Source organism: Pseudomonas sp. NFACC14 (genome assembly GCF_900106885.1).
Classification (GTDB): domain Bacteria; phylum Pseudomonadota; class Gammaproteobacteria; order Pseudomonadales; family Pseudomonadaceae; genus Aquipseudomonas; species Aquipseudomonas fluorescens_AA.
The window spans coordinates 91,920-104,403 of record NZ_FNOA01000010.1; the positions used below are offsets into that span (position 1 = coordinate 91,920).

Below are 12,484 nucleotides of genomic sequence, written 5' to 3' on the forward strand. Positions count from 1 at the left end.
ACAGGCCACCGGACGTTCGGCGTTCGAGGAGACTAATTGATCTAAGAATTCAAAAATAAATAACTTTTTAGAATTAGCTTATTTGCGAAAGAACATCCGGAAACGACTAAGGCCTCCGTGGCGAGGGAGCTTGCTCCCGCTCGGCTGTAGGAGCTGTCGAGCGAAGCGAGGCTGCGATCTTTCCGCTGGTGCTTGAGTCTCAAGCGAAAGATCAAAAGATCGCAGCCTTCGGCAGCTCCTACAGCGCAGTCCAGCGGGAGCAAGCTCCCTCGCCACAAGAGTATCCCCGCCAAAGAGGGCTGGTCAGTTACTGATCGCCAGGATGCTCGCCTGGTAGGAACCCACGAACACATCGAAATCCCCCACCTCGTTCTGCTCCAGCTCGGCTTGCTGGACCAGCGACTCGCGTGCGGTCGCTTCGAATGTCGCTTGCTCCTGGGCAGGCAACGGCTCGGCGCGGAAGAATTCGGCGTGGGCCTTGCTTTGGCGCAGGGAGAACTGGGCGAAGCTTTCCTGGTGTTCGGCCATCGCGGCCAGCACCTGGGCGGAAGGCGTCAGGGACGGATCGCGGACTTTCGCCAATTGCGCGTCCAGTGCCTGGCGATGGGCATCGCCACCCTGGCTCTGGTCGAGCAGCGAGGCCAGCGGGGCGATTTTTTCCAGCAGTTCCACGGCCCAGGCCTGCATGTCCACCGCTTGACCCTGGCGCTGCAATTGCAGGCCTGGCTTGCGACCTTCCTTGACCACGGTCAGGAAGTTGCTCGTGGCGTTGCCGCATTCGTTGTTCTCCAACTGCGGGCTGTCATTGAGGCCGCAATACAGCAGGAACGCATCGAGGAACCGCGCCTCGGTGAGGTCGATACCCATCGGCAGGAACGGGTTGATGTCCAGGCAGCGCACTTCGACGTACTGGATCCCCCGGGCCATCAAGGCCTGGATCGGTCGCTCGCCGGTGTAGGTCACGCGCTTGGGACGGATGTTGGAGTAGTACTCGTTTTCGATCTGCAAGATGTTGGTATTGAGCTGCACCCACTCGCCGTTCTGGTGAGTGCCGACTTCGACGTACGGCGCGTAGGGCGTCGCCACCGCTTTGCGCAGGCTGTCGGTGTAGCTCGCCAGGTCGTTGTAGCAGGGCGTGAGGCCGGCCTGGGCGTTGCTCTGGTAACCCAGGTCGCTCATGCGCAAGCTGGTGGCGTAGGGTAGGTACAAGGTGTCCGGATCCAGTTGTTCCAACTGGTGCGGGCGGCCCCGCAGGAAACCGACGTCCAGGGCCGGCGAGGCCCCGAACAGGTACATCAGCAACCAGCTGTAGCGGCGGAAATTACGGATCAGCGCGATGTAGGCCGACGATTGGAAGTCCCGGTCGCTCATCTCGGCGGCTTCGTCCTGGCGCAACAGCGGCCAGAGCTTTTCCGGCAGGGAAAAGTTGTAGTGGATCCCGGCGATGCATTGCATGGTCTTGCCGTAGCGCAGGGCCAGGCCCTTGCGATAGACGTACTTGAGCTGGCCGATATTCGAGGTGCCGTAGTAGGCGATCGGAATGTCTTCTTCGGCCGGCAGTGGGCACGGCATCGACGGGCTCCACAAGTACTCGTCACCCAGTTTGCTGTAGGCAAACCGGTGGATCTTGTCGAGGCTGCGCAAGGTATCGGCCGGGTTGGCCAGGGCCGGCGTGATGAACTCCAGCAGCGACTCGGAATAGTCGGTAGTGATCTGTTCGTTGGTCAGCGCCGAACCGAGGGCCTTGGGGTGCGGAGTCTGCGCCAGGCGCCCATCGTCCGTGACACGCAGGCATTCACGCTCGATGCCGTGCAGGCACTGTTCGAGCAGGGAGAGGTTGGCGCGCTCGCCGAGCAGGGCCAGGCGGCGGTTTAAAAGGTCGCTCAAGTTGAATTCCTTCACGCGTCGGTCGCCCCAATATGGGGGTGGGCAAGACGGTCTACAAGGGTGAAGTTAAAACTGGCGTTTTCGCCTGGTTTTCGTGCCAAAAGCTAGCCACCGCAACCCCACTGTGGGAGCGAGCTTGCTCGCGATGGCGGTGGATCAGCAACGTTGATCTGGACTGACCCTCCGTTATCGCGAGCAAGCTCGCTCCCACAGGAAAGCCCGACACTGCATTCATGGCGTCGAAATTAACTCAAATCGATGACAGGGAGCTATAGGACAGCGAACGTGCCTTGCGCTTTTGCGACCAGTTTGTCGCCTTGCATCACCTCGGCCTCGACCACCAGCGTGCGCCGCCCCGGGTGGATGACCCGGGCGGTGCACAGCACTTCGCCGTCGGACACGGCGCGAATGTAGTTGATCTTGCATTCGATGGTCGCGCTCTGCTGGTCAAAGCCATGGACACTGGAGCAGGCCAGGCCCATGGCGATGTCCACCAGGCTGAACAGTGCGCCGCCGTGCAGCTTGCCGCCGCGGTTGCGCAACGGCGGCTCAAGGCCCAGGGCGACTTGCGCCACCCCGTCCCCCAGGCTTTGCAAGCGGCAGCCGAGCAGCTTGAAGAAGGCGCTTTCCACCAACCCGGCCGGCACGTCCATCAGCGCTTCTTCAACTGCTTGGCGTTGGCGAACAGCGAAGCCATGGCGTTGTTCGCCGGGGCCGCGGTGGCGGTTTCCTTGCGCGGCGCGGTGTTCTGCGACTGACGCGGCGTCGAGCCAGGGCGAGCACCACGGGCACCATCGACTTTCTCGCCGGGCGTGTCGCTCATGCGCATCGACAGGCCGACACGTTTGCGCGGGATGTCGACTTCCATGACCTTCACTTTCACCACATCGCCAGCTTTCACCGCTTCGCGCGGGTCCTTGATGAACTTCTCGGACAACGCCGAAATGTGCACCAGCCCGTCCTGGTGCACGCCGATGTCGACAAAGGCACCGAAGTTGGTGACGTTGGTCACCACGCCTTCGAGGATCATGCCCGGTTGCAGGTCCTTGAGGTCTTCGACGCCGTCCTGGAACTCGGCGGTCTTGAACTCGGGGCGCGGGTCGCGGCCCGGTTTTTCCAGTTCCTGAAGGATGTCGGTGACGGTGGGCAGGCCGAAGGTTTCGTCGGTGAATTTCTTCGGGTCCAAGCGCTTGAGGAATGCCGAATCACCGATCAGCGAGCGGATGTCGCGGTCGGTCTGGGCGGCGATGCGTTGCACCAGCGGGTAGGCTTCGGGGTGGACGGCCGACGAATCCAGCGGGTTGTCGCCGTTCATGACCCGCAGGAAGCCGGCGGCCTGTTCGAAGGTTTTTTCGCCCAGGCGTGGGACTTTCTTCAACGCGGCGCGGGTCTTGAACGCGCCATGTTCGTCACGGTGGGTGACGATGTTTTGCGCCAGCGTGGCGTTCAGGCCGGAGATCCGCGCCAGCAGCGCCACCGAAGCGGTGTTCACGTCCACGCCCACGGCGTTCACGCAATCTTCCACCACCGCGTCCAGGCCACGGGCCAGTTTCAGTTGGGAAACGTCGTGCTGGTACTGGCCGACACCGATGGATTTGGGGTCGATCTTCACCAGCTCCGCCAGTGGATCCTGCAGGCGACGGGCGATGGACACCGCACCACGGATCGACACATCCAGGTCGGGGAATTCCTTGGAAGCCAGTTCCGATGCCGAGTAAACCGAAGCGCCGGCCTCGGAGACCATGACCTTGGTCATTTTCATGGCTGGGTATTTCTTGATCAGCTCGGCGGCCAGTTTGTCGGTCTCGCGGCTGGCGGTGCCGTTGCCGATGGCGATCAGGTCCACCGAATGCTTGGCGCACAGGGCGGCGAGCACCGCGAGGGTCTGGTCCCATTTGTTGTGCGGCACGTGCGGGTAGACCGTGGCGTGATCCAGCAGCTTGCCGGTGGAGTCCACCACCGCCACCTTGCAACCGGTGCGCAGGCCCGGGTCCAGGCCCAGGGTGGCGCGAGGGCCGGCCGGTGCGGCCAGCAGCAGGTCGTGCAGGTTGTGGGCGAACACGTTGATCGCCTCGGTCTCGGCGTTGTCGCGCAACTCGCCCAGCAGATCGGTTTCCAAGTGGGTGTAGAGCTTGACCTTCCAGGTCCAGCGCACCACTTCGGCCAGCCATTTGTCGGCGGCGCGGTTCTGGTTCTGAATGCCGAACTGCTGGCCGATCATGCCTTCGCACGGGTGCATGGTGCCCGGCAATTCTTCACCGACCTTCAGTGCGGAGCTGAGGATGCCTTCGTTGCGACCCCGGAAAATCGCCAGCGCGCGGTGGGACGGCATGCTCTTGAGCGGTTCGTCGTGTTCGAAGTAATCGCGGAACTTCGCGCCTTCCTCTTCCTTGCCGGCGATCACCCGGGCGCTGAGGATGGCTTCCTGTTTGAGGAAGTTGCGCAGTTTTTCCAACAGGTTGGCGTCTTCGGCGAAACGCTCCATGAGGATGTACTTGGCACCCTCCAGCGCCGCTTTCACGTCCGCCACGCCTTTTTCGGCATCGACGAAGCGCGCGGCTTCGGTTTCCGGGGCCAGGGTCGGGTCGTTGAACAGGCCGTCGGCCAGCTCGCCGAGGCCGGCTTCCAGGGCGATCTGGCCCTTGGTGCGGCGTTTTTGCTTGTAGGGCAGGTACAAGTCTTCGAGACGAGTCTTGGTGTCGGCCAGCTTGATGTCGCGCTCGAGTTGCGGGGTCAGCTTGCCCTGCTCCTGGATACTGGCCAGGATGCTGATGCGCCGTTCGTCGAGTTCGCGCAGGTAGCGCAGGCGCTCTTCCAGATGCCGCAATTGGGTGTCATCGAGGCTGCCGGTCACTTCTTTCCGGTAACGGGCGATGAACGGTACCGTGGAACCTTCATCGAGTAGCGCGACGGCCGCCTCGACCTGCTGTGGGCGTACACCGAGTTCCTCGGCGATGCGGCTGTTGATGCTGTCCATAAAACCACCTGACAAATTGTGAAATCAGGCTCGCCACCACAGAAACCGGGCTCGGCGAGACTGGTTGAGCGGCCTGGCCTGCGCCGCTGCCTGGGTCAAAAGGCTGCCTGTCGACCCGCGAAATTCAAAAAGTTGCCTTGCCAAGGCTAAAAAAAATGGCACGCCGGGATCACGATCCGACATTCCCTGGCACAAAAGGCCGCGCATTATAACCAGCGTTCCGTCCTGAGGGGGGGACATGGTCTGTAGGCTCGATACCCGGATTTGTGGAGATAGAGGAAAAATCTGCTAACAATGCACACGGTGCGTATAACGGCAGCTAGGCCATAATGCGCGCCGAGATCAAAGGAGCTTCCTATGAGCAGCACTGCACAAACTGCTGAAGGCGAAAAAATTCTTATTGTTGACGACGATCCAGGGCTGAGCAGCCTGCTGGAACGCTTTTTCGTCAGCAAGGGCTACCGCGCCCGCACCGTCCCGAACACCGAGCAAATGGATCGGTTGCTGGCCCGTGAAGTATTCAACCTGGTCGTACTCGACCTGATGCTGCCCGGTGAAGACGGTCTGACCGCCTGCCGCCGCCTGCGCGGCGCCAACAACCAGATCCCGATCATCATGCTCACCGCCAAGGGTGACGAGTTGAGCCGTATCAAGGGCCTGGAACTGGGCGCCGACGATTACCTGGCGAAGCCGTTCAACCCCGACGAGTTGATGGCCCGTGTCAAGGCGGTGCTGCGCCGCCAGTCGGCGCCGGTGCCGGGTGCGCCGGGCAGCGAAGATGAAAGCGTGACCTTCGGCGACTACGAACTGTCCCTGGCCACCCGTGAGCTCAAGCGCGGCGATGAGGTCCACATGCTCACCACCGGTGAGTTCGCCGTGCTCAAGGCCCTGGTGATGAACGCCCGCCAGCCGCTGACCCGCGACAAGCTGATGAACCTGGCCCGTGGTCGTGAATGGGATGCGCTGGAGCGCTCCATCGACGTGCAGATTTCCCGCCTGCGCCGGATGATCGAGCCTGATCCTTCCAAGCCGCGGTATATCCAGACCGTCTGGGGCGTGGGTTACGTGTTCGTGCCGGATGGCGCCGCCAGCAAGTGATCGGCGATTTGTAGGAGCGGGTGGCCTGGCCGGTTGAAATGTCTTCTTCCAGGCGACTCGCGGTCTGCCATTGTGCGAGCATCGCTCGCTCCTGCAAGTGTGTAGCGGTTATTCATGAAAACCCCCGTTTGGTTCCCCCAGAGTTTCTTCTCCCGCACCCTCTGGCTGGTGCTGATCGTCGTGCTCTTTTCCAAGGCACTGACGTTGGTGTACCTGCTGATGAACGAAGACGTGCTCGTGGACCGACAGTACAGCCACGGCGTTGCCTTGACCCTGCGGGCCTATTGGGCGGCGGACGAAACCAACCGGGCGAAGATTGCCGAGGCGGCGACGCTGATCCGTGTCGTCGGTGCCGGCGTGCCGGAGGGCGAGCAGCATTGGCCCTACAGCGAGATCTATCAGCGCCAGATGCAAGCCGAACTGGGCGCCGATACCGAGGTGCGCTTGCGCATGCATTCGCCGCCGGCGCTTTGGGTACGGGCTCCAAGCCTGGGGGATGGCTGGCTGAAAGTGCCGTTGTACCCGCATCCGTTGCGCGGCCAGAAAATCTGGAACGTGCTCGGCTGGTTCCTGGCCATCGGCCTGCTGTCGACGGCATCGGCGTGGATCTTCGTCAGCCAGCTCAACCAACCGTTGAAACGCCTGGTCTACGCCGCCCGCCAACTGGGCCAGGGGCGCAGCGTGCGGCTGCCCATCAGCGATACGCCCAGCGAGATGACCGAGGTCTACCGCGCCTTCAACCAGATGGCCGAGGATGTGGAACAGGCCGGGCGCGAACGCGAGCTGATGCTGGCGGGCGTCTCCCACGACCTGCGCACGCCCTTGACCCGGCTGCGGTTGTCGCTGGAGTTGATGGGCGAGCACACCGACCTGACCGACGAGATGGTCCGCGACATCGAGGACATGGACGCGATTCTCGACCAGTTCCTGGCGTTCATACGCGACGGTCGTGATGAGTCCGTGGAAGAGGTGGACCTCAGCGAGTTGGTGCGGGAAGTGGTCGCGCCCTATAACCAGAACGACGAGAAAGTGCACCTGCGCCTGGAGCCGATTCAGCCGTTCCCGTTGCGCCGGGTGTCGATGAAGCGTTTGTTGAACAACCTGATCGGCAATGCCCTGAACCATGCCGGCGCCGGCGTCGAAGTGGCGGCCTATGTTTCCGGCGACACCAGCGCGCCTTACGTGGTACTGAGCGTCATGGACCGTGGCGCCGGCATCGATCCCTCGGAGCTGGAAGCCATTTTCAACCCCTTCACCCGGGGCGATCGCGCCCGGGGTGGGAAAGGCACGGGGCTGGGCCTGGCCATCGTCAAGCGTATCGCCTCGATGCACGGCGGCAACGTCGAGTTGCGCAACCGCGCCGGTGGCGGGCTGGAGGCTCGGGTGCGGTTGCCGTTGGGGTTGATGCTGCCAAGGGATGCGGTGTAATCGATCTGATTGCAGGAACCTGTGGGGGCGAGCTTGCTCGCGATGACGGTGTGTCAGTCAACCGATTCGGCACTGATGTACCGCTATCGCGAGCAAGCTCGCTCCCACAGGGTTTTATGTTGACTTAGCCTTTTCCTTTAGTTCGGGTCATGTTCGGCCCGCCATTCTTTTCCAGATGCTCGATGATGATCCCCGCCACGTTCTTGCTGGTGGTGGTCTCGATGCCTTCCAGGCCCGGCGAGGAGTTGACCTCCATCACCAGTGGCCCGTGGTTGGAGCGCAGGATGTCCACGCCCGCCACGGCCAGGCCCATGACTTTTGCGGCCCGCAGGGCGGTCATGCGCTCTTCAGGGGTGATTTTGATCAGGCTGGCGCTACCACCGCGATGCAGGTTGGAGCGGAACTCACCGGGCTTGGCCTGGCGTTTCATCGAGGCAATCACTTTGTCGCCGACCACGAAGCAGCGAATGTCGGCGCCACCGGCTTCCTTGATGTATTCCTGGACCATGATGTTCTGCTTCAGGCCCATGAATGCCTCGATCACCGACTCCGCCGCCGTCGCGGTTTCACACAGGACCACGCCGATGCCCTGGGTGCCTTCCAGCACCTTGATCACCAGCGGTGCGCCGTTGACCATCGCGATCAGGTCGGGAATGTCGTCGGGCGAGTGGGCAAAACCGGTGACCGGCAAGCCGATCCCGCGCCGGGACAGCAATTGCAGCGAGCGCAGCTTGTCCCGGGAACGGGCGATGGCCACCGACTCGTTGAGGGGAAACACCCCCATCATTTCGAACTGGCGCAACACCGCGCAGCCATAGAACGTCACCGATGCGCCGATGCGCGGGATCACCGCGTCGAACCCTTCCAGCGGCTTGCCGCGGTAGTGGATCTGCGGCTTGTGGCTGGCGATGTTCATGTAGGCGCGCAGGGTATCGATCACCACCATTTCATGGCCACGTTCGGTCCCGGCTTCAACCAGGCGACGAGTGGAATACAGACGCGGATTACGCGACAGCACAGCGATCTTCATGCAACACCTGTGGCAGAGGTAGTGGACACCGGGAATGCCGGCTTTTCTTGAACATATTTGGTGCCCGGATTGACTACCAATTGGCCGTCGATCAAGGCTTTGGAACCCAGTAACAGGCGATATCGCATGGATTTTCGGCAGGCGAGGGTGAACTCGACCCGCCAGACCCGGTCACCCAGTGCCAACGTGGTGCTGATCACGTAGCGGACCTGAGCGTGGCCGTTGGAACTCTTTATGGTCTTGCGTGCCACCAGCGGGGCTTCGCAGCGGCGATGGCGCAACTGCACCACCGTGCCAAGGTGCGCCGTGAAGCGCACCCACTTTTCGCCATCGCGCTCGAATGGCTCGATGTCGGTGGCATGCAGGCTGGAGGTGCTGGCCCCGGTGTCGATTTTTGCCCGCAGGCCCACGACTCCCAGATCCGGGAGCGCCACCCACTCGCGCAGACCGACAACGGTCAAATGGTCAAAAGTCTTCAATAAAAAAACCTGCGATCAGTGCATCGGATCGTGGACTCCGCGAATCGCGGTATTCACGCAGAATAATCACAAAATGGCGACAGTTATCTACGCACTTGTGTGTGCTTGTAACCGATTCCGGCCGAAGCGATGGGTGTGGCGTCGGTTTGGCGGGCATTCTATCCGTCGGGCCTGATTCGTGCGCTCGACAAAAACGGTAGTACAGTTCCGGCTAATGGCAGAAAGAGGAATTGCAGTGGCACAAAAAAAGGAAGAAGACGACAAGGTCCGTCTCGATAAATGGTTGTGGGCGGCGCGCTTCTACAAGACGCGGGCCCTGGCCAAGACCGCCATCGAAAGCGGCAAGGTCCATCACCGGGGAGAGCGCTGCAAGCCGGGCAAGGAGCCCCGCATCGGCGATGAGTTTGTCATCCGCACCGGGTTCGATGAAAAGACCGTGGTGGTCGAGGCCCTGTCGATCGTGCGTCGCGGCGCACCTGAAGCGCAGGCGTTGTACCGCGAAACCGAAGCCAGCATCGCCAGGCGCGAAGCCGCCGCCGCGCAACGCAAGGCCGGTGCCCTGGGGGTCAGCACCGATGGCAAGCCGAGCAAGAAGCAGCGCCGGGACCTGTTCAAGTTTCACGGCAGCAACAGCGAGTAGGCGCGCAGGCCTGGCTGCCTGTCAGTCAGGCGATTGTGGCGAGGGGATTTATCCCCGCTGGGCTGCGTAGCAGCCCCAACCAAACATATGGCGCACAGGTGCGAGGGTGCACGTTAAAAGGGCTGCTGCACAGCCAGCGGGGATAAATCCCCTCGCCACAGGTTCCAGTGGGATCTGTCCATGGGGTTAAGTCATGCGGATCTTCCCGTCAGGCAAACCCAAGCCTTGCTTGGAACCCACCCTGAATGCCCATAAAATGCCCGCCATCATTTGTCATCACCGCAGATACCAGATCCTATGACTGATTTACCGGATACCGACTACACCCAACGTTTCATCTTCGATGACAGCGACGCCCGTGGCGAGCTGGTGGCGTTGGAGCGTAGCTACGCCGAAGTCCTCGCCAAGCACCCCTATCCGGAGCCGGTCGCACAACTGCTCGGCGAGCTGATGGCGGCTGCGGCGTTGCTGGTGGGCACCTTGAAGTTCGATGGCTTGCTGATTCTCCAGGCGCGTTCCGAGGGGCCGGTCCCGCTGCTGATGATCGAGTGCTCCAGCGAGCGCGAGATCCGTGGCCTGGCCCGTTATCATGCCGAGCAGATCGCGCCCGACGCGACCCTGGCCGACATGATGCCCGACGGCGTGCTGGCCCTGACGGTGGACCCCACCCATGGCAAGCGCTACCAGGGCATCGTCGATCTCGACGGCGCGACCCTGGCCGAGTGCTTCACCAACTACTTCGTCATGTCCCAGCAGACCAATACCCGGTTCTGGCTCTACGCCGACGGGCGGCGCGCGCGCGGTCTGCTGCTGCAACAACTGCCTGCCGATCGCCTTCGCGACCCGGAGGAGCGCGACGCCAGTTGGCAGCACATCACCGCTCTGGCCAGCACCCTGAGCGCCGATGAGCTGCTGAGCCTGGACAACGAAACCGTGCTGCATCGCCTCTACCACGAGGAGCAGGTACGCTTGTTCGACGGCCAGCCGTTGCGCTTCCAATGCAGTTGCTCTCGTGAACGTTCCGGCAATGCGCTGGTCAGTCTGGGTCTGGAAGATGCGCAGCAACTGGTGATCGAGCATGGCGGCGCCATCGAGATCGACTGCCAGTTCTGCAACGAGCGCTACCTGTTCGACGCGGCGGACATCGCTCAATTGTTCGCCGGTGCGGGTGTCGACACACCGTCAGATACTCGACACTAAAACGGTTCAGCGCAGGTAAATCTCCTGGCAAACGCCGGATTTACGCCGTACTGACGGGAGGGCCCTACTTTTTTTGGGCTTTTCTGGCATAATCCGGCCCACTTTTTTCGGGTAGTAGTGCGCGACTTCCTACTACAAAACGTTTGGAGCACTCGGCCACGGGCCGACGGGGAATCTCATGACGCAAGCCAATAACGCCGTGTACACCGATCTGAGTGTCGATGATCTGGTCAAAGAAGCCCTGAATCGCGGTGAAGGCGAGCTTGCCGATACTGGCGCGCTGGTTGTCCGTACCGGTCATCGTACCGGTCGCTCGCCAGTCGACCGTTTCATCGTGGAAGAGCCAACCACCCAGGACGCCATCGCCTGGGGCCCGATCAACCGCAAGTTCCCGGCCGACAAGTTCGATGCCCTGTGGAACCGCGTCGAAGCCTACCTGGGCGAGCGCGAGCGTTTTGTCTCCCATGTGCATGTAGGCTCCGATCCTGCGCACTACCTGCCGGTCAAGATGACCACCGAGACGGCGTGGCACAACCTGTTCGGCCGTTGCCTGTTCATCAACCCCGAGCAATACAACGCCGGCGGCAAGGACGAGTGGCAGATCCTCAACGCGCCGAACTTCGTCTGCGAGCCTGAGCGCGACGGCACCAACTCCGACGGTACCGTGATCATCAATTTCGCGGCCAAGAAAGTGCTGATCGCCGGCATGCGCTACGCCGGTGAAATGAAAAAAGCCCTGTTCTCCGTGCAGAACTTCCTGCTGCCAGCCGTTGACGTGCTGCCGATGCACTGCGCCGCGAACATGGGCGAAGAGGGCGATGTGACTCTGTTCTTCGGCCTGTCGGGCACCGGAAAGACCACCCTGTCCGCCGACGAAAGCCGTTACCTGATCGGTGACGACGAACACGGCTGGGGCGTGGGCGTGGTCTTCAACATCGAAGGCGGCTGCTACGCCAAGTGCATCGACCTGTCCGAGAAGAACGAGCCGGTGATCTGGAAAGCCATCCAGCACGGCGCCGTACTGGAAAACGTCGTCCTGGACCCGGTCACCAAGAAAGCCGACTACGCCGACGACAGCCTGACCCAGAACAGCCGCGCTGCGTACCCCCGTGAGCTGATCGAAAAACGCGCACCGAAAAACCTTGGTGGCGAGCCAAACGCCGTGATCTTCCTGACTTGCGACCTGACCGGCGTACTGCCGCCGGTGTCGATCCTCAGCGAAGAACAAGCCGCCTACCACTTCCTGTCCGGCTACACCGCACTGGTGGGCTCGACCGAAATGGGTTCGGGCAGTGGCATCAAGTCGACCTTCTCCACGTGCTTCGGCGCCCCGTTCTTCCCGCGTCCGGCCGGTGAGTACGCTGAGCTGCTGATCAAGCGCATCCGTGGTTTCGGCTCCAAGGTCTACCTGGTCAACACCGGCTGGACCGGTGGCGGCTACGGCGTCGGCAAGCGCTTCAATATCCCGACCACCCGTGCGGTGATCGCGGCGATCCAGAGCGGCGCGCTGATCGGTGCTGAAACCGAACACCTGGACATCATCAACCTGGACGTGCCGCTGGCTGTACCAGGCGTCGAGACCGGCCTGTTGAACCCGCGCAACACCTGGGTCGACAAAGCCGCCTACGACGAAGCGGCCAAGGCATTGGCCGGTCTGTTCATCGAGAACTTCAAGAAGTTCGACGTGAGCGACGCGATCAAGGCTGCAGGTCCGCAGTTGTAAGACTTGGTTGGTGAATGAAAAA

The 12,484-nt window shown here is 61.9% G+C and carries 10 protein-coding genes; 5 read left to right on the plus strand and 5 right to left on the minus strand.

What is annotated here, in order from left to right; genetic code table 11:
- Positions 1-303 precede the first annotated feature (303 nt).
- The 3 genes from gshA to BLU85_RS16560 all read right to left on the minus strand — a co-directional run bounded on the left by gshA (position 304) and on the right by BLU85_RS16560 (position 4,864).
- Positions 304-1,887 (minus strand): glutamate--cysteine ligase, encoded by a 1,584-nt coding sequence (gene gshA / locus BLU85_RS16550; protein WP_092201272.1) that lies wholly within the window; start codon positions 1,885-1,887, stop codon positions 304-306.
- Between the two features lie 269 nt (positions 1,888-2,156).
- Positions 2,157-2,540, minus strand: coding sequence for a PaaI family thioesterase (locus BLU85_RS16555; protein WP_060739674.1), 384 nt, complete (start codon positions 2,538-2,540; stop codon positions 2,157-2,159).
- Positions 2,540-4,864: a Tex family protein gene (locus BLU85_RS16560; protein ID WP_092201270.1), complete on the minus strand. Its 2,325-nt coding sequence runs from the start codon at positions 4,862-4,864 to the stop codon at positions 2,540-2,542. Before BLU85_RS16560 ends, BLU85_RS16555 begins: the two co-directional genes overlap by 1 nt.
- Positions 4,865-5,221: 357 nt before the next feature.
- Here BLU85_RS16560 and ompR point away from each other — a divergent pair, with 357 nt between their 5' ends.
- Positions 5,222-5,962: an osmolarity response regulator transcription factor OmpR gene (ompR, locus tag BLU85_RS16565; protein WP_003196691.1), complete on the plus strand. Its 741-nt coding sequence runs from the start codon at positions 5,222-5,224 to the stop codon at positions 5,960-5,962.
- A 114-nt stretch (positions 5,963-6,076) separates the two neighbouring features.
- Positions 6,077-7,390, plus strand: coding sequence for an ATP-binding protein (locus BLU85_RS16570; RefSeq protein WP_060739672.1), 1,314 nt, complete (start codon positions 6,077-6,079; stop codon positions 7,388-7,390).
- 124 nt (positions 7,391-7,514) lie between these two features.
- Here BLU85_RS16570 and rimK read toward each other — a convergent pair whose 3' ends face one another.
- The gene (gene rimK, locus BLU85_RS16575; RefSeq protein WP_003196697.1) at positions 7,515-8,420 is read right to left on the minus strand and encodes a 30S ribosomal protein S6--L-glutamate ligase; all 906 of its coding nucleotides are present in this window, start codon (positions 8,418-8,420) and stop codon (positions 7,515-7,517) included.
- Complete coding sequence (locus BLU85_RS16580) at positions 8,417-8,881, minus strand: retropepsin-like aspartic endopeptidase RimB (protein ID WP_170847591.1); 465 nt, start codon at positions 8,879-8,881, stop codon at positions 8,417-8,419. The genes rimK and BLU85_RS16580 overlap by 4 nt, the downstream gene beginning before the upstream one ends.
- A 253-nt stretch (positions 8,882-9,134) precedes the next feature.
- Between BLU85_RS16580 and BLU85_RS16585 the strand changes: the two genes are divergently transcribed.
- From BLU85_RS16585 to BLU85_RS16600, 3 genes are all read left to right on the plus strand, one after another.
- Positions 9,135-9,539, plus strand: coding sequence for an RNA-binding S4 domain-containing protein (locus tag BLU85_RS16585; protein ID WP_092201268.1), 405 nt, complete (start codon positions 9,135-9,137; stop codon positions 9,537-9,539).
- A 297-nt stretch (positions 9,540-9,836) separates the two neighbouring features.
- A complete protein-coding gene (gene hslO / locus BLU85_RS16590) occupies positions 9,837-10,739 on the plus strand; it encodes an Hsp33 family molecular chaperone HslO (protein ID WP_092201266.1) in 903 nt (300 codons plus the stop codon).
- 178 nt (positions 10,740-10,917) lie between these two features.
- Positions 10,918-12,462, plus strand: a complete 1,545-nt coding sequence (locus BLU85_RS16600) for a phosphoenolpyruvate carboxykinase (RefSeq protein ID WP_092201264.1) — start codon at positions 10,918-10,920, stop codon at positions 12,460-12,462.
- The last annotated feature ends 22 nt before the right edge of the window (positions 12,463-12,484 follow it).